Source organism: Vibrio sp. FF266 (genome assembly GCF_041439695.1).
GTDB classification, from domain to species: Bacteria; Pseudomonadota; Gammaproteobacteria; order Enterobacterales; family Vibrionaceae; genus Vibrio; species Vibrio tasmaniensis_A.
This window is the reverse complement of record NZ_JBGOOO010000042.1, coordinates 13,036-37,150: the sequence shown is the minus strand read 5'-3', so window position 1 is coordinate 37,150 and position 24,115 is coordinate 13,036. Positions and strand designations below refer to the sequence as shown.

General features: G+C 44.9%; 23 protein-coding genes. 10 read left to right on the top strand and 13 right to left on the bottom strand.

Annotation, left to right across the window (positions count from 1 at the left end):
- The 4 genes from ACED59_RS21055 to ACED59_RS21040 form a co-directional block, all read left to right on the top strand.
- On the top strand, positions 1–641 hold a 641-nt coding region (locus ACED59_RS21055; RefSeq protein ID WP_371731379.1), incomplete at its 5' end, for an IS5 family transposase.
- A 281-nt stretch (positions 642–922) separates the two neighbouring features.
- Complete coding sequence (locus ACED59_RS21050) at positions 923–1,153, top strand: hypothetical protein (protein WP_017097638.1); 231 nt, start codon at positions 923–925, stop codon at positions 1,151–1,153.
- Between the two features lie 364 nt (positions 1,154–1,517).
- Positions 1,518–1,820 carry a hypothetical protein gene (locus ACED59_RS21045; RefSeq protein ID WP_241816776.1) on the top strand — a complete coding sequence of 101 codons (303 nt, stop codon included), beginning with the start codon at positions 1,518–1,520 and terminating at the stop codon, positions 1,818–1,820.
- Positions 1,820–2,089: a hypothetical protein gene (locus ACED59_RS21040; RefSeq protein ID WP_017097640.1), complete on the top strand. Its 270-nt coding sequence runs from the start codon at positions 1,820–1,822 to the stop codon at positions 2,087–2,089. The genes ACED59_RS21045 and ACED59_RS21040 overlap by 1 nt, the downstream gene beginning before the upstream one ends.
- A gap of 184 nt (positions 2,090–2,273) precedes the next feature.
- On the opposite strand, the gene mpaA is transcribed toward ACED59_RS21040, so the two are convergent.
- Positions 2,274–2,984, bottom strand: a complete 711-nt coding sequence (gene mpaA, locus ACED59_RS21035) for a murein tripeptide amidase MpaA (RefSeq protein ID WP_017097641.1) — start codon at positions 2,982–2,984, stop codon at positions 2,274–2,276.
- A gap of 149 nt (positions 2,985–3,133) precedes the next feature.
- On the opposite strand from mpaA, the gene ACED59_RS21030 reads away from it, so the two are divergent.
- On the top strand, positions 3,134–4,759 hold the full coding sequence (locus ACED59_RS21030; RefSeq protein WP_029223896.1) for an ABC transporter substrate-binding protein: 1,626 nt from the start codon (positions 3,134–3,136) through the stop codon (positions 4,757–4,759).
- A 95-nt stretch (positions 4,760–4,854) separates the two neighbouring features.
- On the opposite strand, the gene ACED59_RS21025 is transcribed toward ACED59_RS21030, so the two are convergent.
- The 4 genes from ACED59_RS21025 to ACED59_RS21010 form a co-directional block, all read right to left on the bottom strand.
- A complete protein-coding gene (locus tag ACED59_RS21025) occupies positions 4,855–6,267 on the bottom strand; it encodes a fructose-specific PTS transporter subunit EIIC (protein WP_371705112.1) in 1,413 nt (470 codons plus the stop codon).
- A gap of 13 nt (positions 6,268–6,280) precedes the next feature.
- Positions 6,281–6,721: a PTS sugar transporter subunit IIA gene (locus ACED59_RS21020; protein WP_016787567.1), complete on the bottom strand. Its 441-nt coding sequence runs from the start codon at positions 6,719–6,721 to the stop codon at positions 6,281–6,283.
- A 276-nt stretch (positions 6,722–6,997) separates the two neighbouring features.
- A complete protein-coding gene (manA, locus tag ACED59_RS21015) occupies positions 6,998–8,215 on the bottom strand; it encodes a mannose-6-phosphate isomerase, class I (protein ID WP_017097645.1) in 1,218 nt (405 codons plus the stop codon).
- A gap of 117 nt (positions 8,216–8,332) precedes the next feature.
- On the bottom strand, positions 8,333–10,237 hold the full coding sequence (locus ACED59_RS21010; protein ID WP_017097646.1) for a fructose-specific PTS transporter subunit EIIC: 1,905 nt from the start codon (positions 10,235–10,237) through the stop codon (positions 8,333–8,335).
- 378 nt (positions 10,238–10,615) lie between these two features.
- On the opposite strand from ACED59_RS21010, the gene ACED59_RS21005 reads away from it, so the two are divergent.
- Positions 10,616–11,455: a helix-turn-helix transcriptional regulator gene (locus ACED59_RS21005; protein ID WP_009846231.1), complete on the top strand. Its 840-nt coding sequence runs from the start codon at positions 10,616–10,618 to the stop codon at positions 11,453–11,455.
- 63 nt (positions 11,456–11,518) lie between these two features.
- On the opposite strand, the gene ACED59_RS21000 is transcribed toward ACED59_RS21005, so the two are convergent.
- Together ACED59_RS21000 and ACED59_RS20995 are read right to left on the bottom strand one after the other, a co-directional pair.
- Positions 11,519–12,292, bottom strand: a complete 774-nt coding sequence (locus ACED59_RS21000; protein WP_017097648.1) for a PTS sugar transporter subunit IIA — start codon at positions 12,290–12,292, stop codon at positions 11,519–11,521.
- A 7-nt stretch (positions 12,293–12,299) separates the two neighbouring features.
- Positions 12,300–12,602 carry a PTS fructose transporter subunit IIB gene (locus ACED59_RS20995; protein WP_009846233.1) on the bottom strand — a complete coding sequence of 101 codons (303 nt, stop codon included), beginning with the start codon at positions 12,600–12,602 and terminating at the stop codon, positions 12,300–12,302.
- Positions 12,603–12,845: 243 nt separating this feature from the next.
- Between ACED59_RS20995 and ACED59_RS20990 the strand changes: the two genes are divergently transcribed.
- On the top strand, positions 12,846–14,711 hold the full coding sequence (locus ACED59_RS20990; RefSeq protein ID WP_017097649.1) for a fructose-specific PTS transporter subunit EIIC: 1,866 nt from the start codon (positions 12,846–12,848) through the stop codon (positions 14,709–14,711).
- A 111-nt stretch (positions 14,712–14,822) separates the two neighbouring features.
- Here ACED59_RS20990 and ACED59_RS20985 read toward each other — a convergent pair whose 3' ends face one another.
- Positions 14,823–15,407 carry a TetR/AcrR family transcriptional regulator gene (locus ACED59_RS20985; RefSeq protein ID WP_017097650.1) on the bottom strand — a complete coding sequence of 195 codons (585 nt, stop codon included), beginning with the start codon at positions 15,405–15,407 and terminating at the stop codon, positions 14,823–14,825.
- A gap of 144 nt (positions 15,408–15,551) precedes the next feature.
- On the bottom strand, positions 15,552–15,725 hold the full coding sequence (locus ACED59_RS20980; RefSeq protein ID WP_017097651.1) for a hypothetical protein: 174 nt from the start codon (positions 15,723–15,725) through the stop codon (positions 15,552–15,554).
- 425 nt (positions 15,726–16,150) lie between these two features.
- On the opposite strand from ACED59_RS20980, the gene ACED59_RS20975 reads away from it, so the two are divergent.
- A complete protein-coding gene (locus ACED59_RS20975) occupies positions 16,151–18,130 on the top strand; it encodes a methyl-accepting chemotaxis protein (protein WP_029223897.1) in 1,980 nt (659 codons plus the stop codon).
- 112 nt (positions 18,131–18,242) lie between these two features.
- Here ACED59_RS20975 and ACED59_RS20970 read toward each other — a convergent pair whose 3' ends face one another.
- Complete coding sequence (locus ACED59_RS20970; protein ID WP_012601111.1) at positions 18,243–18,665, bottom strand: organic hydroperoxide resistance protein; 423 nt, start codon at positions 18,663–18,665, stop codon at positions 18,243–18,245.
- 127 nt (positions 18,666–18,792) lie between these two features.
- Here ACED59_RS20970 and ACED59_RS20965 point away from each other — a divergent pair, with 127 nt between their 5' ends.
- Positions 18,793–19,230 (top strand): MarR family winged helix-turn-helix transcriptional regulator, encoded by a 438-nt coding sequence (locus ACED59_RS20965; RefSeq protein ID WP_029223898.1) that lies wholly within the window; start codon positions 18,793–18,795, stop codon positions 19,228–19,230.
- Positions 19,231–19,382: 152 nt separating this feature from the next.
- Here ACED59_RS20965 and ACED59_RS20960 read toward each other — a convergent pair whose 3' ends face one another.
- Both ACED59_RS20960 and ACED59_RS20955 read right to left on the bottom strand, forming a co-directional pair.
- On the bottom strand, positions 19,383–20,546 hold the full coding sequence (locus tag ACED59_RS20960; RefSeq protein WP_012601109.1) for an amino acid permease: 1,164 nt from the start codon (positions 20,544–20,546) through the stop codon (positions 19,383–19,385).
- 251 nt (positions 20,547–20,797) lie between these two features.
- Complete coding sequence (locus tag ACED59_RS20955) at positions 20,798–22,228, bottom strand: PLP-dependent aminotransferase family protein (protein ID WP_017097654.1); 1,431 nt, start codon at positions 22,226–22,228, stop codon at positions 20,798–20,800.
- Between the two features lie 122 nt (positions 22,229–22,350).
- On the opposite strand from ACED59_RS20955, the gene ACED59_RS20950 reads away from it, so the two are divergent.
- Positions 22,351–23,250 (top strand): DMT family transporter, encoded by a 900-nt coding sequence (locus ACED59_RS20950; RefSeq protein ID WP_017097655.1) that lies wholly within the window; start codon positions 22,351–22,353, stop codon positions 23,248–23,250.
- A 265-nt stretch (positions 23,251–23,515) separates the two neighbouring features.
- On the opposite strand, the gene ACED59_RS20945 is transcribed toward ACED59_RS20950, so the two are convergent.
- Positions 23,516–23,941 carry a DUF3010 family protein gene (locus ACED59_RS20945; RefSeq protein WP_009846243.1) on the bottom strand — a complete coding sequence of 142 codons (426 nt, stop codon included), beginning with the start codon at positions 23,939–23,941 and terminating at the stop codon, positions 23,516–23,518.
- Positions 23,942–24,115 lie beyond the last annotated feature (174 nt).

Below are 24,115 nucleotides of genomic sequence, written 5' to 3'. Positions count from 1 at the left end.
GCATCAGTCGTAGAGCCAAGCAAGTTGAGGTCTCATTTAAGACTAAAGCGAGAGGAGCGATACAACACCTAGCCATTGATGCAACTGGCCTTAAGGTTTATGGCGAAGGTGAATGGAAAGTCAAAAAACACGGGACGGATGGCAAGCGGAGAGTCTGGCGAAAGCTGCATATTGCAGTTGATACAAGCACTCATGAGATCATTGCCGCCGAGCTAAGTTTATCAACGGTTACAGATGGTGAAGTACTCCCGAACCTACTGAAACAAACACGTCGAAGCATCCTTGAGGTGTCTGGTGATGGCGCTTACGACACGAGAGCGTGTCGCGCTGCTATTAAGATGAAGCGAGCCGTTGCGCTTATTCCCCCAAGAGAAGGGGCAGCCTTCTGGGAGCGTGGTCATCCTCGAAATCTCGCCGTGGGTTGCCAGAAATTATACGGCTCAAATAAGTATTGGAAAGAGCGGTATGGATACCACAAACGTTCACTCTCAGAAACAGCGATGTATCGAGTTAAACAGTTGCTAGGAGGGAAACTGAGCTTAAGAAATTACAATGCCCAGGTGGGTGAAACTTACGCGATGATAAAAGCGTTGAACAAGCTTACTGGGTTAGGTATGCCTGAAACTTGTCGTATTGATTAAGAAATACGCGAAACGGGGTAGTTCTATCTTTAAATTTAATTACGCAACAAAGCCCACCGATAGACCAAGTTAATCAATCAGTACTTTGGTCTCTTATACGGAATTTTCCGTAGTTTGCCCCCATTACCATATGCCGATTCACATAACAGGGTAATACCAGTTGAGCTTCATAATATATGGCAGCAACATAGACGGAATGTAAAAAAGAAAAAATTCCGCCTATAAAGCGTTGGTTGCTTTGAGGTTGTGAAAACTACAGATGAATAATCGGGTTGGTTAAAATGTACGGTTCTGAGCAAACGAAAGCGTTCTGTTGCAATTGCAAAGAGATCACCCTCCACAAATATGAAAGCTTCTCGCAACCAAAAAAATCCAGTGCGTCGAAATCAGCAGGTTTTTTCTCAGGCTTTTTTGCATCAGTTGCCAGTGCATTGATGGAGGGCGAAGCTACAGGTGACTATAAGTGCACAGTTTGTGGCACTAATCTTCATACACCAGACAACATGAATTAGTCCTGATAATCGGTACTGAGCTACGAAATGTAAAGTTTCGCAACTAACAAGCGTTTATGGTTTCAAGATATTAATTCTAATCTATATCGAGCGCGTTAGCTCTTAAGCTCTAACGCGTTTCTGTCCAGAACCGATACAGTCAGCACTTTCAAACACGAAAGTACCCCAAAGTTTCTCAGCTCCGCCAAATCGACATCCTTGAATGATCTAGAATAAACCTAATTAATCTAATCCATGTGCTTTAGAAATTATGCGTAGGTTTTCCAATGAGGTTGAAGCTAGAGCTGCTTTTTTTATGCTTGCCTTCTCCCCTTTTTGTTGTACTTTGATTATCAATAACTCGTTTATTAAACAGGGAAGAGATATGAGTGAATCATTTTTTCAAAAAAAGGCTTTTAGTCCAGTATGTGTTGGGGCATCTTTTGCTGATACATTTCCCCCATTTCCTGACGGAACAATATTTATTAATCTTAAAAAGGAAAAAAGCCGATGGTTAATTGTAGATGATGGAGAACTGCAATCTTTCGATGGAAAATTATCGAAAAAACCAATGGAGGCTATTCAGTTTCTGAATAAATTAAGTACCGAAGGAAAAGGATGGGCGACTTGCAAAGATATTGAAGTCATCTTCACTAGTGTGGAAAAAATTAGGATTACGGAGATCTAATGTTGTTTCGATTTATCTTTTTTTTATTGCCTTTGTTGTTGGCTGGCTGTGTTCTCACTCCAAAATCTGCTGAAAATATGACTACCGCCAAGCTATGTTCAGAGGCTGCTTATGACGCGAATAGAGACGTTGCGTTTGCAGAGTTAGAGCGTCGAGGTGTAACTTTTAGTAATAATGAGCAATGCAAGATCATTTATGTTACTAAAATGCAATCATTTTCAGGGCAACAGCAAGCTGGTGCAATGCTCTTACTTGGCTCTCAATTATGATGATTATTTGTCTAACTTAACGTCACTTAATGCGCCCAAAAAAATTTATCTTTCGGGCTAACGCAAGTAGACTGTTCGTCATAGCTCATTTTACATTATCTATACTGATTTATGATTTGCTAATTTAGCGAAGTCACTGGTTCGTTCTTGTCCAAAAATGAGTTAGCAATCTTTAAACAAATCTTTAAACAACCCCCTCATACCCCAACACCGCCAAAAATGCATCCAAATACTGCTCTATAGTCAAATCCGCAGAAACGGGCGGCAGCTCTACGGTAATACACGGTAGGTTTCTTTCTTGGCACCAAGTGCCGAATGAGCCTGGGGTTTCGTAATCAACGTCTTCTACGAGTGGTAGGTTGAACTGCTTGCCTAACCAAGAGGCGAGTTCGGATTGAGCTGGGTCATCGACCATGGCGAGTGGTTCGTGGAAAGAGATGACGAACTTGGGTTGGCGTTGCTCAATGAGGTTGATGAGCGACTGCACTTCCGGTTCAAGCAGATCGGCTTGCCCCGTTTTTACTTTTACATCTCTGACTGGGGTGTGAGAACTCCAGCGATAGACGGTGCCGTTTTCTGTCCAGTTTTTAGTCGGAAAGGCGCGGTTGAGATCGACTTGATTTGCGTTAGCGCGAGTGCCAAGCTGGTTGCCGTCTGGGTTCATCGACAGGATTACATCGTGTCGTAAGTTGGCAGCAGGTAAGCTTCTTAGCGCGCAAGACAAACCTGCGATAGAAGCGGTTTCATCGCCGTGTGTGCCTGCTAAAATCAGCCCGCGAGATTCGCTTTCTATTTGTGCGGGGAAGTAGAGTAAGGGTGCACCCAACACCGATTTTCCATATGACAGCGGCTTTATCGAAAACGCAGCTCTTTCCGTTCTTGGAATTAAACTCACCTTAATCTCCTGATTGATCAAGTAGTATCAAAGTGTCACTACTATTTAGATGACCTCTATTAAATAAACCATAGCGTCAAAACTCGTCAACCGTCGCATTGTTAATTTTATTACTTTGCTTCAAAGATAGGCTAGGAGAGCAAAAAAACATGGATTTTAAAAAACATTCAACGGCTTTACTCATTTCATCTTTATTGACCCCTTTTATCTCAGTGACTGCCGTTGCTGAAACCTTACCTGCTGGTGTTTCACTGGCAAAAGACCAACATTTGGTGCGAGCCAATGATGCAGAAGCTGCGACACTCGATCCGGCAAAGGCAGAAGGCTTGCCTGAAATGCACATTCTACGTGACCTGTTTGAAGGTTTAGTGATCCAAGACCGCGATGGCAACATCACTCCAGGTGTCGCGGAATCTTGGGAAACCGAAGACAACCAGACGTTTGTATTCCACCTGCGTAAAGACGCGAAATGGTCGAATGGCGATCCGGTGACAGCCGATGATTTCGTGTATGCGATAAGACGCGCGGTCGACCCAAAGCTTGCTTCGCCAAATGTGTGGTATCTCAAGCTAACTCAAATCAAAAATATCGCTGATGTGGCAGAAGGTAAGAAGCCTGTTGAAGAGCTCGGTATCTCGGCGGTTGATAAGCACACGGTGAAGTTCGAACTCGATAGCAAAGTTCCATACTTTGTGGCGATGACAGGCCACACTTCAATGATGCCCGTTCACAAGGCAACGCTAGAAAACAGCGATAAGCCGTGGAGCGATCCGAAGCAGTTTGTTGGCAATGGTGCGTTTGTTTTAGGCGAGTGGGTGGTGAACGAACGCATTGAACTGGAGAAGAACCCTAACTATTGGGACAGTTCAGATACGCACTTAACCCAAGTGACTTACATTCCGTTTGAGAACCAGAATGCGTCGATTAATCGCTATGCGGTGGGCGAGGTCGATATTACGTCTGATGTGCCGACACACATGGCGCAGCAGCTAAAAATGAAATATCAAGACGCGTATACAGCGGTACCTTTATTGTGTACTTACTATTACGCGTTCAATACCACGCGCCCTCCGTTTGATGATGCGCGAGTGCGTAAAGCGGTGTCTTATTCCATGATGCGCAATGTGATTACTAATGGAGTGACTCAAGTAGGTAACTTACCAGCTTATACCTTTGCTCATGAATACACGGCAGGTTTTGATGCCACTCAACCTGAGTACAGTACATGGATTCAAAGGGACCGTGACCAAAAGGCGAAAGAGTTGCTGAAAGAAGCCGGATACGATGCTTCTAACCCGCTAGATTTTAAATTGCTTTACAACACCAGTGAATCGAATAAGTCGATTGCGGTGGCGATTGCATCTATGCTGAAAAGCAATCTAGGCGCGCAAGTTGAGTTGGAAAACCAAGAGTGGAAGTCTTACTTAGTGTCACGTCGACAAGGTGATTTTGATGTGATGCGAGCGTCTTGGTGTGGTGATTACAATGAAGCGTCGACCTTCTTAAGCCTTCTGCGTTCTGAATCTTCAGGTAACTTTGCTCGTTACAACAACGACAAGTACGACTCAGCAATGGATAGCGCATTGGCTGCAACTAATGAGCAAGAACGCCAAGGTTTCTATGACCAAGCGGAGCAGTTACTGGCTGAAGATATGCCGATCGCGCCAATCTACTACTACATGCAGGCTCGTCTAGTGCGACCAAGTGTTGGCGGCTTTGCGAAGAATAACGTTGAAGGCCGCATCTATTCTAAGGATCTTTATATCAAGCAGTAAAAAGCTTTGAACATTATATAAATATAAATCCCCATTCGCTGACAAGGCGAATGGGGTAGGGGGTAGTAATTTTATCTTCTAACTTGTTTCAGGCTTTAAATAGCCACCATGTCCGCGGCTTTCTTCATCGCTTCCTTGGTTGAACACTCAATCACGTTCGCGTTAGCAAAGCGGTGAGCGTCTTTCACTTGAATATCGTGAGCCAAGATAACCAGTCTCGCGTTCGCTACATCTAGGTCGCTGATGCGGTTCTGAATACCGTTTTGACCTTGAGTTTCTACCTTAATCTTAAGGCCTGCTGCCAAGCCTGCTTTTTCCAGTGCTTTCGCTGCCATGAAGGTGTGTGCAACACCAGAAGGGCAACATGTTACGGCTACGATGTCGTACTCGCCTTCGCCTGCTACAGGAGCTGTTTGAGCTTGTACTGGCGCTTCAACCATGTCTTCTTCTGTTTCAACCGCTACTGGCTTCCAGAAGCCAACGATAACCGCCGTAGTTAGTGAACCTAGCGCAATACCGACCACGTACATTGGAATGTTACTTGATACTGGTGCTGTGATTAGGCCGCCCCAAGGTGAGTGTAGTAGAACGTCTGTCATGAAGCCGAATACACAGCCCACGATACCACCGGCAACGATTGAAGGAAGTACGCGCATTGGGTCATTCGCTGCGAATGGGATAGCACCTTCAGAGATACCGATAGAACCCATGATTGCTGCTGCTTTACCTGCTTCTTGCTCCTGTTTAGAGAACTTGTTTTTGAATAGGAAAGTCGCCAATGCCATACCTAGAGGTGGTGTACAAATCGCGATGCCTACACCGCCCATTAACCAAGGTTGAGTGTCTACTTGAGTTTGAGCAAATAGCGTTGCTACTTTGTTGATAGGGCCGCCCATATCAAACGCCGTCATACCACCAAGGATTGTGCCCAGAACCATCTTAGACGCGCCAGCCATTGAAGCTAGGAACTCGTTCATTGAAGACATGAACAGTTTGATTGGCTCACCAATGCCCCACAGTACGATGCCGGCAGAGATTAACGTGCCTAGAAGCGGGTAGATAAAGTAAGCACCTAGCGCAGTCATGTTGGTAGAAAGTGGGATTTTCTTAAGTTGGAACACCACGCCACCGGCGATAAAGCCAGCCACGATACAACCAAGGAAGCCGCCGCCCATGTCAGCCATGATGCCAGAAGAGATCATCGCAGGTGCCAGTGCTGGTTTATCTGCAATTGAGTAACCAATAAAGCCGCCAAGAATGATTGGGAAAAGAACAAGGCCTTTGATACCGATATTAGAGATGTCTGCTAGCAGGCCGTCTGCAGGTACAGCACCTTTGCCTGATGCCATTACCGCTAAAGCCAATAGAACACCACCGGCTACGATGAAAGGCAGCATGTGTGATGTACCGAAAAGCAGATGGCCTTTCATGGTACTGAGGATTTTTTTATAGTCGCTACTACTATTTTTATTGCTAGTATTGGTAGCTTGATTTGCTAGGGTACTCATAATTTTCTACGCCTTATGAATTAATTAAAATATTAAGGATTTGATGTTCATCTTTTGCGTTATGGATATTCTGGATAAATTCATCGCTGAATTTTCCAAACAGTTCTTGTAGTACATAAATATGATGGTCAGCACCGTTGTCTGGTGATGCGATCATAAAAAATACGGTTGGGTTGATGCCGTCTTCATCGCCATACTCAATGCCTTCACGCTTAACACCGACAGCGATTGCCGGCTCAGTGACAGCCTTGCTTTTTGAGTGTGGGTAAGCGATGCCGTCCATAGAAGTGATGCTTTGAGATTCACGAATTTCGATGTCTGCCAAGAAGGCTTCTTTATTACTGATTCGGTTGTTTTCAAATAACATGCCTGCCAATTCTTCAAACAGTTCTTTTTTATTATTCGCTTGAAGGTTGTTATTAATTAAGTTGACGTTGGTTAGCTGTGTGATCATTTATTAACTCATTCACTATTGAAGTTCTTGAATTAAAATTAATGGATTAACCCGATTCGCGAAATAGCAAATAAAAGCCCTTCACTGTACATTTGTATCCAGCAAAATTAAGTGTGATTTGCATCATTAATGCAGTGTGAGATGGGTCATATTTGATGGCATCTTGATTATGTTTTTGACACGCTAATAAGCTTCGTCAGAAACAAAAATGCCCCGCAAAGCAGGGCATGATCAGTGTTTGTATTTACTCGGGAGAGCTAGATTTACTTTGTAGAGCTAGCTGTAAGCTCGCGCGACACGTCCAACGCAATCGAGTTTGTAGCTCTCTGCGTAAGCCGGAATGAACACCGACTGGCCTTTCTCTATCACGCAGGTTTCGCCACATTGGTGAGTGAGTACCATAGATTCGTCAAGCGGCAATAGGATCTCGGCACCTTCGGTAGTGATCTGTCGCTGATTTGAGTTTTGCACGATAGAGAACTTAAAATCTTCGACCGGAATTTGGTATTCCATCACATCACCTTGCTCTATCGGGCTGAGCAGTAATCTATCCGCAGGCTTTTCATTAAATCGAGTACAAGAAACCAGTTCGTTCACGTCCATGTACTTAGGCGTTAACCCGGCACGCAGCACATTGTCTGAGTTCGCCATGATCTCTAAGCCTGTACCCTTGATGTAAGCATGGGGAGTCTCAGCGTCTAGATACATGGCTTGCCCCGGCTTTAGGGTAATCACGTTCAATAACAGCGGAGCAAACAGGCCGACATCACCTGGGTATTGATCTTCCAGTTCTGAAATCAATTGGAATACAGGTGTATCTGAAAGCTTCGCCTTCACCAGCAACATGGTCAGCGCCATGCCTTTTTGTTCTCCTTGCAAAGACAATAAGCTCGCGAAGAAGCTCGCTAATCCATTGGGAGTTTGGTCGCCCTCTAGGTCATTGACCATCGAATGCAGCTCTGGAATATCAAGGTAATGGAAGTGCTCAAGAATCTCGCTGATTGATCTAAAACCATTCATCGCGGTGTAGTCGGTTAATGCATACACCAGTTCTGGCTTGTGATTAGGATCCTTGTAGTTACGGTTACCCGCTGTCATTGGAATGCCTTGTTGCTCTTCTAGTGCATATCCAGATTCCGCTTGTTGCTTGTTCGGGTGTACTTGAACAGACAGCGCTTTCTCTGCTGCTAACACCTTAAACAGATACGGAAGTTCACCAAAACGGCTCGCGACTTTCTCACTTAGAAACAGGTTTAGGTTCTTAGAAATCAAGCTAGACAATGTGGTCTGCTGCCCGTTGTCGTTCACCATTGAGCAGCCATTCGGGTGAGCGCCCATCCAGATCTCCGCTTGTGGCTCACCTGATTGGTTATCAATACCAAACAGGTGGCTAAACGAAGAAGGGCTACCCCATGCGTAGTTTTGAATCACGTTAGTCATAGGGTAGAAAAAGCGTTGTACGAACGAGTCGTTCGCTAAAGAAAAATCAGACATCGAAATCACCATGAAGGGAAACATGGCTTGAGCTGTAATCGACTTATTCGTTGTTAAAAGTATTAGTTACTAAAAACAGTAGGGTCGAAGGGCTCAAGCCATTGGAGTTGAAATGGCTTAAGCCGCTGCTGTTGTTAACTTGGCTTTACGTAGATTTTTAAGCGCGATACAAGTAACCGCAGTTACGCCCGCGCCAGATGCCATGCACAGCAGTGCTAGCATTGGGTAGTTCATAGCGCCAAGTAGAGCGACTACTGGACCACCGTGCGCAACGCTGTTGGTGATACCAAATGAGAACGCCATAACAGCCGCTGTCATTGAGCCAAGTACGTTGGCAGGGATAACCGACATTGGATCTTGAGCTGCGAAAGGAATCGCACCTTCAGAGATACCCACTAAGCCCATCGCGCCTGCTGCTTTACCTGCTTCAATTTCAGAAGATTCGAACAGGTCGAACTTGCGGCCAAGTCTGGTTGCGATGGCCATACCCAGTGGAGCCACAGGAATTGCACACGCCATCGCACCCATGAATTGAGTTTGACCGCTGGCAATCATGCCGACTGAGAATAGGAACGCTACTTTGTTGAATGGGCCGCCCATATCGAAACCAGCCATACCACCCAGTACGATGCCAAGCAGAACCACGTTGCCTGTACTCATGCTCGTTAGTAGTGCAGTAAGAGCATCCATCAGCCCAGCGATTGGCGCGCCGATAACAAAGATGAACAGACCCGCGATGAATAGAGAACCAGTGATCGGAGCGATCATGATAGACACAAGCGGTTGAACGAACTTGTGGTAGTTGAACGAGGTGATCCATTTAACGAAGTAACCCACCAATAGACCGGCAATGATTGCGCCGATGAAGCCTGTGCCTGCGTCAGCGCCGTAGAAAGAGCCGTTGTTAGCAATCCAACCACCGATAAGGCCAGGGGTTAGGGCTGGGCGGTCAGCAATCGCGTAAGCAATGTAGCCAGCCAAGATTGGGATCATCAATGTGAAGGCAACCACACCGACTTCTAGAATTTGGTTCCACATGCTGCCAGCAGGAATCGCCATGCCAGACTCGCTTGGCTCACCGCCAATGGCTAGTGCTAGGGCAATCAATAGGCCGCCAGTGACTACGAATGGGATCATGTGTGATACGCCATTCATCAGGTAACGATAAAGGTCTGAACGCGCTTGTGAGGCTTTTTCTGCAACAGATTGGTTGGTAGGTGCTTGTTCAGCTTGGTAGCTAGGTGCGTTGAGTGCTTGCTTAATCAAGCCTTGCGCGTCTTTGATTGGCGCTTTCACGTTGGTGCTGATAACGCGTTTTCCGGCAAAGCGAGCCATGTCGACCTGTTTGTCACAAGCGACGACAATCGCGTCTGCGCGTTCGATCTCTTCTTGAGTTGGGCTGTTTTTAACGCCTATCGAGCCGTTGGTTTCGACCTTGATGTCGTAGCCAAGAGCCGCTGCGCCTTTCTCTAGCGCTTCAGCTGCCAAATAAGTGTGTGCAACGCCTGCTGGGCAGCCAGTGACACCAATGATGAAGCCTTGTTTCTCAACGTTGGTTTCAGTTTCTGATGGCTCAGGTTTGGTAAGCAGTAGTTCTAATGCTTCTTGTTCAGATTGAGCATTCATGAAGCTTTCGATAAAGCCTTCTTCAATCAGTTTTGAAGAAAGCTCTGCCAATACTTCGATGTGGTGATCATCGCCGCCATCTGGAGACGCGATCATGAAGAAGAGTTTTGATGGCTGACCGTCATCGGCGCCGTACTCGATACCCTGCTTGTGGACGCCGATAACAACTGCAGGTTTGATCACCGCGCTGCTTTTCGCATGTGGCAGGGCAATGCCCTCTTCAAACCCTGTATTACCTTGTTCTTCACGCGCCTTAATGTCGGCAAGAAACTGTGCTTTGTCTGAGATTCTGCCTTGTGCGTACAGCACGTCTATCAGCTCTTTAAATACGTCTTCTTTTGAATTAGCGCTAAGCGAAAGCTTAATCAAATCTTGATTGATCAATGTCGTGATCATAATGAACCCCTACTCTGTTTTTATTTTGTTAGGGGTATTCTGGAATCTACGGCTTACCTTCTGTAGTGAAGAAAAAACGCATTTACTGGATGATTGTTGCGTTATAAGTGGAGTGTGATTTTGATCAGTCGAGTGGCTGTTTTAAGGGCGGTGTTGACAGAGTTTAAGATGTGTTGAGGCTTTTATTTATAAGGGATGCAGCGTATTTGTTTATTAGAGCAGGAACGTTCTAGGTCAGTTTCGTTACTGGAAATTTATTTCCGTGACTGGATTTTTGTAGCCTAGATCTCAAATTGTGATTTTGCTCAATAGCGCTATGTTTCACTAAGGGGTATATCTATTCCCGTAGCCTTATTGCTGCCCATTAGAGTTCGAATAATGATATTTCATGACTTAATCTCGTCTGTATTAAATGAGCGAGAACCGTTTCATAACATCTGGTTTGCTGGAGATTTTCACACGCCTTCAGCATGCAGTTATCAGGTGAACTTTCCACGTTTAGAGCTGGTGCTAGACGGAGAGTATATTAATGAAATGGAGAGTCATGATCGCAAAATAACCAACGTTATCGCCAAAGCCGGAGACGCGATTTTCATCCCACCCAACTGCTGGAACAAGCCAAACTGGGATACAGACTGCTCGGTGTTGAGCATGTTGTTTGGTCGTCGTCAGCTTGGTTTAAGCTTGGTGAGCAAGCGCAAAGGCGAGGAGAGCTTTTACGATATTCAAAAGCACAGTATTCAGACTCGCTCTGGTTTTGCGATTGATAATATTTTGGAGGCGCTTAGCTCGTTAGCGAGAGAGAGTAACAAGCAGCCGATGGACGAGTTATTGCTGCAAGCTCTACTGCAATACAGTAAAACCATGCTGGAAGCGCCCGTAGAAAAATCTCATAGCCGAGTACAGGATGTGTATCAAGGGATTTGTATCTACATTCAAGAGAACTTCCACCGCCAGATCACCCGAGACAGCATTGCCTCACGCTTTAGTATTTCATCCAATCACTTGTCGCGAATGTTCCGTCAACAAGGCCACATGACGCTGGCAGAATACATCACCCGAGTCCGTGTCGACCGCGCCAAATTCATGCTCAAGAAGTACAACTTCAAGCTCAATGAAGTGGCATTACGTTGCGGCTTTAAGGATGTGAACTACTTCTGTCGAGTATTTAAGAATCGCACCGGTAGAACGCCGACTGAATATCGTGGTTCTATTTAGTTAAGCCGTCTTTTTAAGTCGGAGCGTATTTTGTTGTTGAGCCGTCTTTTGGAGTGAGTAGCCTTACAGCAGGCGAGATGAGATATACATCAGCAAGGCTTGTAAATCGACACTGCTTCGAGTCTTTTGCAAACGCTCGTTGACCTGATCGTGAAGTAGGTTTCTAGTTAGGTTGGTAGCCGCCACAATGTGTTCAAGTTGCGGCTTGGTTGGCAGTACTAAAGCGATAGCTACGTGTACTTGGCCAATTTGAGATGCCCAGTCAATCGGATTGTCACTGACGATGACCGCGATCGAGAGATCTTGAGTAGATTCAAACATCACATGGGGCAGTGCGATACCTGGTGACACGCAGGTTGAAGAGCGTTCTTCTCGCTTAATGAAAGCCAAAATCAGCTCATCTGGGTCTTCTGGATAAACGAGGTGAGCGAGCCCTTTCAAGCACTCAAATTTTGTCAGTTGAGTTTGCGCTTTAGCGTGGTGCCACTTTATGTCACAAGGCGGGCATATCTGCGGCATACGCTGGATTAAATCGTTCGAGAACTCATGATTCACTTGTGAGCCAACCATGTCGTAATGCTCAGCAATCACGTCTTTTATTACAAAACATGCGAGTTCAGCATCAATACCTACTGCGGTTATCTGGCATAAATCCCCCCGGAGTAAACCCACTTGTAACATCGCGACAGATTTGGAGAGATCAGCGGTTCGATTTTGAGTGATGTTGATAATGCGGATGTTGCTTTTGAACTTCTTCGCTAAACGAGTCAACGGCTGCGCGACGTGTGAGTTCGCGGCAGGATCGTCAACGAAGAAGGTGATCTGATATTCATTCATGAAAGGTTTAAGTTCGACAATGCTTGATAAAGACTTTATCGACACTCAATAACACCTCTTCCATTGGAATGAATACGGTTTTCGCTGGGTCAAATCGACTTGGTTGTTCGATGTCGATATCAGAGACGATCAACACTTTGTCTGCGAGGGTAATATCCTGGCCTGTCAGTAAGTTTTCAATCCCCATAGCGCCTTGAGTCTCAACCTTGATTGAAACATTGAATTTTGGGGCTGTTTTATTTAGTGCATCAGCTGCCATATAGGTGTGCGCAATGCCTGTAGGGCACGCAGTTACCGCTACAATTCTCATTATTATTCTCGGTGTGCTTAGATCGACAGTTTACTTGGATCGATGGGACTATCTGAATCTAGGAAGTTTATGGATTCCCGTTTTTAATTCAAAGGTGAACATCACACTCTTGCTTCTTGGTTACAATTATCCAGTCAATGCACCTTTCGTCCTATATATCGAGCGGCCTTGCCTCGTTAGTCTTTTCATATTATTAACCTCTTTATCTCATTTACCTAAATTGGTACTCGGACGAGGCAGCACATGGACATCACTGACATTATAGAGCCGGAGATTATCTGTCTGGATTTAAAGGCAGACTCAAAACAGGCGGTATTTGAAGAGCTTGTCGAACTGCTTGACCGTGCGGGCAAGCTCTCCAATAAAAGTGAATTCCTTGATGATATCTGGAAGCGTGAGGCCATTGGCAATACGGGCTTTGATGATGGTATTGCGATTCCACACGCGAAAAGCACTGCTGTAGCTAAACCTGCTGTGGCGGTAGGTATTAGCCGAACGGGTATCGATTATGGCGCAGACGGCGGCGAACTGTCGGATGTGTTTTTTATGCTCGCGTCGCCAGACAATAGCGATGATCATCATATTGAGGTTCTGGCTCAGATCTCAACTCGATTGATCGAAGATGGTTTTGTTACAAAATTAAAGGCGGTAGAGTCGGTCGAGGAAGCTCAAGAGCTGTTTCTCGAAGCGAATTCTGAATCTTTCGATAGCTACGCTTCTAGTCATCATGAAGTTTACAGCGAACCATTAAGCCCTTGGGCACAATCTCTTAATCGTCTTAAAGAACACTTGTTGTACGGTACTTCGCACATGATCCCATTCGTGGTCGCGGGTGGGGTACTTTTGTCTTTGTCGGTAATGATGTCTGGCCACGGAGCAGTACCTGAGAGCGGCGTTCTGGCTGACATAGCACAAATGGGTATCGCGGGGCTAACCCTGTTTACCGCTGTGCTCGGTGGTTACATTGCATATTCAATGGCCGACAAACCGGGCTTAGCTCCGGGCATGATTGGTTCTTGGCTCGCAGTGAATCAGTACAGTACCGGCTTCCTTGGTGCCATTGTGGTCGGATTCTTCGCAGGTTTCGTGGTTAATTTGCTAAAGAAGATCAAACTCCCTGACAGTATGATCTCGCTGAGTTCTATCTTCATTTATCCCTTAGTTGGCACCTTCATTACCTGTGGCGCGGTGATGTGGGTGATTGGCTCTCCTATCGCGTATGTGATGCTTGAGATGAACCAAATGCTGACTGGCATGGCTGGCTCAGGAAAAGTGGTGTTGGGCAGTATTTTAGGGGCGATGACAGCCTTTGATATGGGCGGCCCAATCAACAAAGTGGCGACGCTGTTTGCTCAAACGCAGGTGAACACTCAACCTTGGCTAATGGGCGGCGTCGGTATTGCCATTTGTACGCCACCATTAGGTATGGCTCTTGCCACTTTCATATCACCTAAGAAATTTAAAAGAGACGAGCGTGAAGCCGGAAAAGCCGCCGGTATCATGGGAATGATCGGCATCAGTGAAGGCGCGATTCCATTTGCAGCAGCTGATCCCGCACGTGTTCTGCCCGCTGTTGTTGCTGGTGGCATTGTCGGTAATGTGGTTGGCTTTATGTTCCATGTCATCAACCATGCACCATGGGGCGGCTGGATAGTGCTGCCGGTGGTTGACGGCAAAATTGGCTATATCGTCGGGACATTAGCAGGAGCACTGACGACGGCTCTGATCGTGATACTACTGAAAAAGAACGTGGTCGAAGGTGAAGCAAGTTCTAATCAGTTTACGGGTGGCTCGATAACGGAAGAAGGACAAGCGGATGTATTGGCGATCACTTCTTGTCCATCTGGTGTCGCTCATACGTTTCTTGCGGCTAAGTCTTTGGAAAAGGCGGCTCATCATCTTGGGGTTCGGATTAAAGTCGAAACGCAGGGGGCCAACGGAATCGGCAATCGCATTACACAGAAAGACATTGAGCGGGCGAGGTTGGTGATTTTTGCTCATGATGTGGCAATTAAAGAGATCGAACGCTTTGCGAACGTGAAAACCTTAGATGTCAGTACTAAGGAAGCGATGCTTAATGCGCAGGCGTTGATTATGAGGAAAGTATAAAAGCCATCGGCTTTCAGATTGGCTGAAAAGCAATAAGAAAAAAGACGCCTAAGTATTAGTAGTAATACTTGGGCGTCTTTTTGTAGATCTGAGCCTATATACGCTCAGTTGCTAAAAAGGGTGGTACTTGAAGATGTCTTCAACCATTGAGTTGAGTAGTTCTGTGTCATCGCAGGTTTTTGCATAAGTGCGTAGCCCTGCAATTTGAACCTGAACGTGGCGAGCTAGTTGAGTAGGTTCTCGATCTTTACTTATCTCACCTAAATCTTGCGCTTCGGCAATCAGCTTAGCGAACTCGCCTTCCATGATTTTGAGTGATTTCTTGGCTTCTTCTAATAATTCAGCGTGCTCATCCGTCAGTTCAGCTACTGTTTTAACCAGCATACACATGCCGTTAGGCGCGCTTTTTTTCGATTCGACAACGGCACGTTTTACGAAGTTTTCTAGTGCTTTGATTGGAGAGTCGGTTTCGCTGCGAAAGCGGTTCAAATTGTGAATGCCGAGTTCGGTATAGCGAGCCAATGTCTCTTTAAACAAGCCTTCTTTGCTGCCAAAAGCCGCATAAATACTGCCGGGACGCATATCAATCACGTCCTGTAGATTGCGCATAGAAGTTGCGTGAAAGCCCTTTTCCCAATACAGGTTAGTCGCTTTATCTACTACGTCTTGTCTATCGAACTTCGCAGTCTTGGCCATAACATCTACTTCATTAATCTGAACATATGTTCAATATTTTAAGATGAACGCTCGTTCTAGTAAAGGCGTGTTTAGTAGCTTAGGCTCGATAAAGCTGTAACAGACTAAGAATCGGTCAAGTGTTTTAGTCATTAGCAAAACATCCTAACCATCGACAACTTCAACGGTCTTGTGTTGCGCGCCATAATAGGTGCCTTCATCGATGGTGTACATCAGCGTTTCTTTGCACTCTGGGCAATCGAATTCTTCATTGGGTTCGATTGCTTCCTCTTCTACCCATTCCCATCCAATGTGTTCTTCGCAAGCGGGGCAATCCATAAAAATACCTCTCAGCTGTTGTCGCATATTTACTGCGAGCTTCTACTTAATAAGCTCGGCAGTATACATATTTGAGACTGAATATATAGATGCTCGTGAGTGAACAGCTTGGTAAGGGTTACACAGTGAGCGCTGGTCTACCACTTTATGATTATGCAGTGTGTGTCAATTTTTAGTCACTGCGTCAGAGAAATGTTGTTACACGTACTTTTCGTCTGGTTAAGTCAGATAGTTAACAGTTTTATTCATAAACCAATGAGTTTTATAAGGTTAAATGTTAACGTCCTCTGCGCTGAACTGTGTAGTTAGGTCATGGTTTACATAGGTCAGCTTGAATAATTATAGAGTCACAATTAAGGCGCACCCGTTAGAAGGAAGCCAAATTCGATGACTGAGAAGATTTGTTAGTTGTTAGGGAAATAATAATGAATTTAACCGATATGTCATTTAAGCAAAAAATCATCGCTTTGCTTATCTTACCGATCTTAGGGTTTTTATGGCTTAGTGTTTCTGCCATTTCAAAAGGCGTAGAAACCACCAGTGAAATGTCGTCATTAAACCAACTTACGCGTTTGTCGGTTGTGTACAGTGAGTTGGTGCACGAGTTACAGAAAGAGCGTGGTATGACGGCTGGTTTTATCGGGTCACAGGGAAACAAGTTTGGCAGCGAGCTAAAAGCACAAAGAATTAACGCAGACAGCAAACGCAATCAAAGAACCGAGTACTGGCAGTCTGAAGAAATCGATTTATCGCAGATCACGCGTCTAAATACTGAAATCAGCCAAAGCCTCAACCAAATTACTTCGATTCGCAATAGAGTGGATTCTCAATCAATTCCGCTTTCTGAAGCATTAGGCTACTACACCAAACTTAATGCTAAGTTATTGAGTGTATCTGCATTAATTGCTGAGCTAAGTACTGATGCCACCATCACGACAGAAACCATCGCCTACTATAACTTTCTACAAGGCAAGGAGCGTGCGGGTATCGAACGTGCGGTTCTCAACAACACCTTTTCTAAAAATGAATTTGGCCCGGGTATGCTGGTTAAATTCATCTCTTTGGTAACCGAGCAAAATACATATTTTGCGAACTTTGAAGTTTTTGGTAACCCAGATAACGTTGATTTCTTTAAACAACAACTGAATGATCGCTCGGTGGCTGAAGTGGAAAAACTTCGTGATGTGGCTGAATCGAAAATGAGTGGTTTTGATGTCGATCCTGTTTATTGGTTTGCTCAATCGACGGCACGAATTGTTCAGCTGAAGAAGACTGAAAATCAGTTAGCAGAGTCTCTTATTACACTGACGGATCAGAAAACTCAGCAAGCTCAATCAGCAATGATGGGCAGCATTGTGATGTTTGTTGTGATCACTTTGTTCGCAACTTTTGTTAGCTTCAAAGCCATTACTGATTTAACGACTCGAGTTAAAGATCTAACGCGAGTACTTTCTAAAGTCCGAAATGACAATGACTTAACCGTTCGTGCGACTTACGAAGGTAATAGTGAGCTGGGTCAAATCTCATCGTCGCTTAATGAAACATTAGAGAAGTTTTCTCAAGTTATCGATAACCTATCTCAATCTAGCCTGACACTTGCTTCAGCAGCAGAAGAGACGGCGCAAACTTGCCAATACAACTCAAGCACCTTAGTTGAACAGCAAGACCAGATTGGCTTGATTGCGACAGCAACAGAAGAGCTATCAGCGACGGTGAATGAAGTCGCGGCTAAAACACAGCAAACGGCAAGCTCAGCGAAGATCGCTGATGAACAATCACAGCAAGGCTTAAGCACGGTTCAACAATCTTATGAGTCGATAGAAACCTTGGCTTCTGAGATTAACGGCCTCGCTGAAAAAATCACTCATCTACACGAAAGCAGCAACAATATTAACAGTGTGATTGATGTGATTAAATCCGTTGCCGAACAAACCAATTTGTTAGCGTTAAATGCAGCGATTGAAGCCGCTCGAGCTGGTGAACAAGGTCGTGGTTTTGCTGTCGTAGCCGATGAAGTTCGTACTTTGGCTCAGCGTACGCAACAGTCCACTTCGGAAATTGAAGGCTTCATTAACTCGCTACAATCGGACGTGCAAACAGCGTTCAATGTGATTGATAACAGCAAGAAGATGTCTTCAAGAGCGGTTGAAGACTCACGAGGAGTAGAACAGACCCTGCAAGATATTTCAGGGGCTGTGAGCAAAATATTCAGCATGGCAGAGCAGATTGCTACCGCAACTGAAGAGCAAGCAGTAGTGACTCAAGATATTGCTCAGAACGTTGTCGCGGTAGAGCAGAAGTCGACAGAATCTACGACAGGCGCAACGCAAATTGCTGCAACAGCGAAAGAGCAGGCTGAGTTGGCAACATCGCTGAAAGAGCTCTCGAATACGTTTAAGAGTTAGCAGCTCAGAGCTAGAAGCTTTCTATCGCATATAAAAAATGTCCCGCCTAGTGCGGGACATTTTTTTAGCGGGGTACTTTTTTTTTCTTTTTTTGGAGGGGGGGATGAAGCGGCTAAAGCGCTTGTCCGTTAACCGACAATTTCACATCAATGTTGCCACGAACCGCGTTTGAGTAAGGGCAAACTTGGTGCGCCGTTTTCACAAGCGTCACAGCTTGTTCTTGCTCTAGATCCAGTTCAATCGATAGAGCAACAGTTAAAGCAAAGCCGCCGTTTTCATTTGGTCCGATACCGACTGTTGCAGTTGTTGGCGCCGATGCGATTTTGATTTTCATCTCTTTAGCTACATGAAGTAGAGCATTTGAGAAACACGCAGAGTAGCCCGCAGCAAACAGTTGCTCAGGGTTTGTCGCTTCACCTGTTCCGCCCATCTCTTTAGGATAGCTCAACGCCACTGAAAGCAGGTTGTCATCAGTAGAAACTTGGCCGTTACGACCTGCAGTAGCTGTAGCAGAAGTTGTGTAGAGTGTTGTCATTGTCTTAGTCCTTGTTTGAGTTGTGCAAAATTAGATTGTGTGCAACTTAATTTTAAAGCTAGCTTAATTGATAAAATTCGAGCGCGCAAGTATATTGTGCACAATTTAATTTATTGGTGAGGTGATCATGAGCGACCAAGATGACTATCTAAAACTGGATAATCAGGTGTGTTTTGCGCTGTATAGTGCATCGAATGCAATGAGTAGAGCGTATCAACCTTTACTGAAAGCGCTTGACCTTACTTACTTGCAGTACATTGTGATGATGGTGCTGTGGGAAGAAAAAGAGATAAATGTCAAAGCCCTAGGCGCAAAAACGCATTTGGATTCAGGTACGTTGACGCCTTTACTTAAGCGCTTGGAAACGAAAGGTTACGTGCTTAGAACTCGCAGTGCTGAAGATGAACGAGTTCGAGTTATTACACTGACGCCTGCAGGGGTAGAGCTCAAAGAGCAAGCGCAAACTGTGCCAGTAGAAATGCTATGTCTTTCTAAGATGAATGAAGATGAGCTTAAATCGCTAAAAGCACAGTGTGAGCAATTGCTTGGCAATTTGACCAAGTAAGCACTTTTAGTTTTTGGCTATGGTAATCAGAAAATAAGAAAGCCCGTTAGCCCTACTGTTAATTAGTTGCGATCGCTAATTCGAGTAAGACTAACGGGCTTTTTGTATCTGCTGTCGTTTAAATGGCAGCAGATAGTGTATTCAATTGGGATTTATCCCATAAACCAAGATACGAAAATCAAAGCCCCAAAACCGAATGTTGCCATCAGTGCCGTATCGCCACCGGCTGCTGTATAGCTGCCTTCGGTTTGAAGGTGAGGGAAGTCAGGCCTACGAACCTTAACCACCATTGCGAGTGGTCCCCAAATAGCTAGGAACACCAACACCATGCCTGCATAGTCCAACATGCTCACGAACTGGCTTGCGAACAGCTCTGCTAATACCAAAGGCAATACAAAGGTCAGAGCATAAGCTAATGCTTTGTTGTTGGTGACTGCGTCTTTGTTTTGGTCATACAGCGCCATGGATACACCAAGGAAAGAGGTCACCAGTGCCAGTGCTGAGAACAGCGCAATAACTACCTTCAACCAAGCAGATTGACCGCTAAATGCTGAGATCAGTTCTGAAATGTTGTGGAACTGGCTGATCGCGTCTGTACCAAGGTTACCGATAATCGCGAACAACCAAGTTAGGTAGCAGATTAGTGGTATCACTGAGCCTAGCAGAATCATATTGCGGATCTGCTTTTGAGTCGCTTCGCGGTTGTAGATAACCAGTGACGGGATCACCACCATAGAGGCAAAACTGGTAAAGATAACCGCGCTGTACTGCACCACGTCATTGGCCGTGTATTGGCTAGTTTGAGTTAGGTAATCTAGACGGATATTGCTAAACAGAGAGGCAATTACAATAAACAGCATTACCACCATCATGATGAATAGACCACGGTTTAATTTATCGATATAAGACTTACCCGCGACTACAATCACACCCATCAATAGGCTGAAAACGGTATAAGCAGCGGATGCAGAGATGTCTACGCCGACGTCGAGCAGTAGCTTATGAATGATGTCGCCAACACCCAAGATATAGGCGATCAGCATGCATACCAGCAGCAGATAAAAGAGTGCATTGATAAAGTGTTTACCTTTGCTGCCCAGAGTGAGGTAAGCAACACTGCTCATGCCACTGTTGTCTTTCGTTTTGGTACACGCTTCTGCCAGTAGGAGTGCAGAGTAGGTGGTGCCGATAAAGATGAGTAGCATCAGCACTGAGCTGATCATGAAGCCAAACTGGGCCAACACCATGGGAATAGCAAGCATGCCAGCCCCTAATGCAGTTCCCGAAAGGATTAGGGAACTGCCGAATAATTTCATATTCAAAAAAACAACCTCTAGCGATCCAATTAATTTTTGTTTGGATTGTAAATAATTGTTTCCAAGACTAACAAAATACTCAGTAAAGTTAGGGGTTAAATCCTAATTATTTTTGAATTTTTCTAAAAAACTTACAAAGGTATTTCGGAGTATTATCTGTGAGCGTTTGACGCATTTTCTTGGTGATTGTATTGGTTGTTTTAGTTAACGTTTATTCATTGTTGAATGATCTAGCAGTCAGAAATATTCGATTAGAAAGAAGTATGCTTCGCGATTATTTTCGCTAGTGTCACAACCCCTTCTTTCCACTCTTTATTCTCTTCGATGTTCGCTACCGTGAAGCGCAAGCAGTGTTTATATTGATCGTTTGTCCCAAATACTGTGCCAGGTAATATTCCCAATTTGTGCTTCAAACAATCTTGATAAATCGCGTAGCTATCGACAGATTCAGGTAACGTGATCCAGTTTAGAAAAGATCCCTCAGGCTTTGACAGATGGTAGCGGCCAACAAGGTGTTCATAGCCATCAAGCGCTTGTATTAACAGGCTTTGGAATTGCTTTTGATTGACTTGATAGAGTCGCTTCATCTTAGACAAATGACTTCGATATTTCCCCGTAGTGAGGAAGTGCCCAACCGCTGATTGCATTAAGTTGGAGCTGCCCATGTTGTCGCATAACAGGTATTTTTCAACTTGAGCTTGGTAACGACCTGAGAGTAACCAGCCAATACGCAAGCGAGAATCTAAGGTCTTGGACAAAGAGTTGACGTAAATGACTCGATCTTGGTCATCAAGCTCTTTGAGGCTGGCAATGGGTGTGTCGAATGCCAAGCTACCGAACACATCGTCTTCGATAATCGGTAAAGATCCGGTGATTTCCAGTAATGCTTTTCGGTTCGCCAATGGCATCCGTGAACCGGTTGGATTGGTAAAGTTTGGCGTTAGTAGCAAGGTTTTCACTTCCCATTTGTCCAACGCACTCTGTAGTGAAGGAATGTCGATTCCGTGGCTGACGCTGCTTGGTATTTCAAGGGCTTGCAAGCCAAGTGATTCAAGTAAAAGTAGATTACCGAAATAACAGGGCGACTCGACCGCCACGATGTCTCCCGGTTTGGTTAATGCACGTAAAGCCAGACTGATCGCCTGTTGAGCACCATGTGTAATTGCAATTTCATTCGATCCCGCAGGCACGCCTAGATCATGGGTGATCTTTAGCAACTGCTTTACTAATTGCTCATCGCCGGGAGGTAATTGGTAATAACCGGGAAGCTGAGTTTGCAAACGGCTATGGCGACCGATTTCGGCGTACAAGCTACGAATGGCAGGGTTATTAATGTTCGGGTGTGCAGAACCAGCAAGCAGTTTCAAGCGACCTTTCGGACGGGAGAGTACAGATTTGGTGACCGACAAGAGGTCGACTTTTTGAGGCTGGCTCGGTGCATCCCAGATGGTGGTGTTCGGTGTTTTCACACGATAGCCTGATTTAGGCACAGAATAAACCCAGCCCGTCGCTTCCAGTTCTTGATAAGCGCGAATCACGGTGTTTTTGCTCACACCGAGTTGTTCACTGAGTTGACGAATGGAAGGCAAGCGGTCGTCTGGGTGAAAGAGCCCTTTATCGATTTGAGCCTTAATATGTTGTTCTATCGCGAGATATTTATTGCCGCTGAGTTCTGCTTCCACGTTTTCCCCTTGTTACTCACACTTAATCTGTAACCATTTAAAGTGTTATATCTGTATCTTTATTAGTTATCTGTACCCAACTAAGGTAACAGCATTGATGAAGAGTTGACCAGAGGCTTGTAATGCTGATTAAAATGATTCCGTTTGTGTTTGTACTATTGTGGTCGTCAGGCTTTGTTGGCGCCCGTCTTGGTGTTGAATACGCTGAACCAGCAACGTTACTTTCACTTAGGATGGTAGCCAACGTGGCGCTATTCTTGGTTTTGATTGCAATCCTTAAGCGTCGTATTCCTCGTGGTCGAGCATTTTTTCACGCTTGTGTGGTGGGCATTTTGATTCATGGCTTCTACCTTGGTGGCACTTATCTCGCGATCGATATGGGTATGCCCGCCGGGTTGAGTTCTCTGCTTGTTGGCTTACAACCGATTCTGACGGCATTGATAATGATCAGCTGTACCTCGCAGCGTTTTAACTTCGCACAATGGCTAGGCTTAGCCCTTGGTTTCGCGGGTATTAGCTTGGTGCTAATGGGCAATATTGAGTGGCAGTCAGACGACCAAAAAGGTTTGGCAACGTTATTATGTTTGGTTTCTTTGGTGGGTATTACGGTCGGTACTTTGTATCAGAAGCGCTTTTGCCAGGGTACAGATATGGTCGGTGGCGCGATGGTGCAGTACTTGGCAGCAGCAGCATTGTTCTTACCTTTTGCAATGCGTTACGAAACTATGCAGGTGAACTGGACTATCGAGTTCACGTTAACTCTGGCTTGGCTAGTGATTGTTCTATCGTGCATTGCTATTTTATTGCTGCTTTACATGGTAGAGCATGGCGCTTCTTCAAGTGTGGCATCGGTGTTTTACCTCGTTCCACCCACAACTGCCATTCAAGCGTGGCTCATTTTTGGAGAGTCATTCGACATTTATGGCGCAATAGGCTTCGCGTTGTCAGCGACCGCTGTTTATCTGGTGGTGAAAAAGCCTGAGTTGATTAAGTTCCGTAGACGAACAGCATTAGAGAGGTAATGTGTCTACCAAAATTATACCAATCGTAGTAACTAACTGGTCACCCTAGCTTGTTAAAAATCTCGATAACTTCGTTAGAATTTTTGATTGTAGAATAACTACTTATCGAAAAATGCTGCCTTGTTCTCAAGCTTTTTTCCTACGCTATTTTTGATCACTTACTTACTGTGATTGGTATAACTCGACTTGAAATAGATTGCTAGAAACAAAAAAGAGCCTGAATATTCAGGCTCTTTCTGTATCAATATTGGCTAGCGACTATTGATTAGCGCTGCATTAAACAAGCGTAAGCCGTGGTAAACGGTGCTTCTTGGTACTGCTTAAGGCCTGTTTCTTTGAACTTCATCATAAGAGGGTTGCGCTTAAGGCTTTCTTTGATTTCATTCGGAGATACAACGGTTACGTCTAGGCCGTCGATCAGCTGAATTGCTGCTTCTAGTTTGAAGCCGAAGCCACCGCCAGCAAATTTGCCTTTAGTTTGGCGTTGACGAATTACCACTTTTTCTACTTGGTAATCTTCCATTAACTTTGCAAAAGAAAATTGAAAATCTTTCATATTCTGTGTGTCGTTTGCGTCACTAATAGCAACTTTAGAAACTCGGCAATCAGGAATGTTAAATACACCGTCTGATAGAGATAGAAGACAGATGACTGCATCGTTACCTTTGATTTCAACACCACAAATTTTCATGTTCTTACCTACTTATTTTAGAGCCCTATATTATGGTGTTATTTCGATGACTTCTCCAGTAATAGAACATGTCTAAGGTAAATAAATTCAATATTGTCCACTTTAACTTTTTCGGGTTGACGTCCGGTTAAATGCGAAGCACTCGTTTTCATCGTCTAGTTTTATATGCGATGA

Excerpts from the sequence above, each read along its gene's own strand:
- ACED59_RS20950 (WP_017097655.1), top strand. The coding sequence starts at position 22,351 with ATGCTGATTAAAATGATTCCGTTTGTGTTTGTACTATTGTGGTCGTCA.
- ACED59_RS20980 (WP_017097651.1), bottom strand. The coding sequence starts at position 15,725 with ATGGATTGCCCCGCTTGCGAAGAACACATTGGATGGGAATGGGTAGAA.
- ACED59_RS20985 (WP_017097650.1), bottom strand. The coding sequence starts at position 15,407 with ATGGCCAAGACTGCGAAGTTCGATAGACAAGACGTAGTAGATAAAGCG.
- ACED59_RS21005 (WP_009846231.1), top strand. The coding sequence starts at position 10,616 with ATGATATTTCATGACTTAATCTCGTCTGTATTAAATGAGCGAGAACCG.
- ACED59_RS20990 (WP_017097649.1), top strand. The coding sequence starts at position 12,846 with ATGGACATCACTGACATTATAGAGCCGGAGATTATCTGTCTGGATTTA.
- ACED59_RS20970 (WP_012601111.1), bottom strand. The coding sequence starts at position 18,665 with ATGACAACACTCTACACAACTTCTGCTACAGCTACTGCAGGTCGTAAC.
- ACED59_RS20975 (WP_029223897.1), top strand. The coding sequence starts at position 16,151 with ATGAATTTAACCGATATGTCATTTAAGCAAAAAATCATCGCTTTGCTT.
- ACED59_RS21050 (WP_017097638.1), top strand. The coding sequence starts at position 923 with ATGTACGGTTCTGAGCAAACGAAAGCGTTCTGTTGCAATTGCAAAGAG.
- ACED59_RS21010 (WP_017097646.1), bottom strand. The coding sequence starts at position 10,237 with ATGATCACGACATTGATCAATCAAGATTTGATTAAGCTTTCGCTTAGC.
- ACED59_RS21025 (WP_371705112.1), bottom strand. The coding sequence starts at position 6,267 with ATGAGTACCCTAGCAAATCAAGCTACCAATACTAGCAATAAAAATAGT.
- ACED59_RS21000 (WP_017097648.1), bottom strand. The coding sequence starts at position 12,292 with ATGAATGAATATCAGATCACCTTCTTCGTTGACGATCCTGCCGCGAAC.
- ACED59_RS21020 (WP_016787567.1), bottom strand. The coding sequence starts at position 6,721 with ATGATCACACAGCTAACCAACGTCAACTTAATTAATAACAACCTTCAA.
- ACED59_RS20965 (WP_029223898.1), top strand. The coding sequence starts at position 18,793 with ATGAGCGACCAAGATGACTATCTAAAACTGGATAATCAGGTGTGTTTT.
- ACED59_RS21045 (WP_241816776.1), top strand. The coding sequence starts at position 1,518 with ATGAGTGAATCATTTTTTCAAAAAAAGGCTTTTAGTCCAGTATGTGTT.
- ACED59_RS20960 (WP_012601109.1), bottom strand. The coding sequence starts at position 20,546 with ATGAAATTATTCGGCAGTTCCCTAATCCTTTCGGGAACTGCATTAGGG.
- ACED59_RS21030 (WP_029223896.1), top strand. The coding sequence starts at position 3,134 with ATGGATTTTAAAAAACATTCAACGGCTTTACTCATTTCATCTTTATTG.
- ACED59_RS20995 (WP_009846233.1), bottom strand. The coding sequence starts at position 12,602 with ATGAGAATTGTAGCGGTAACTGCGTGCCCTACAGGCATTGCGCACACC.
- ACED59_RS20945 (WP_009846243.1), bottom strand. The coding sequence starts at position 23,941 with ATGAAAATTTGTGGTGTTGAAATCAAAGGTAACGATGCAGTCATCTGT.
- manA (WP_017097645.1), bottom strand. The coding sequence starts at position 8,215 with ATGTCTGATTTTTCTTTAGCGAACGACTCGTTCGTACAACGCTTTTTC.
- ACED59_RS21040 (WP_017097640.1), top strand. The coding sequence starts at position 1,820 with ATGTTGTTTCGATTTATCTTTTTTTTATTGCCTTTGTTGTTGGCTGGC.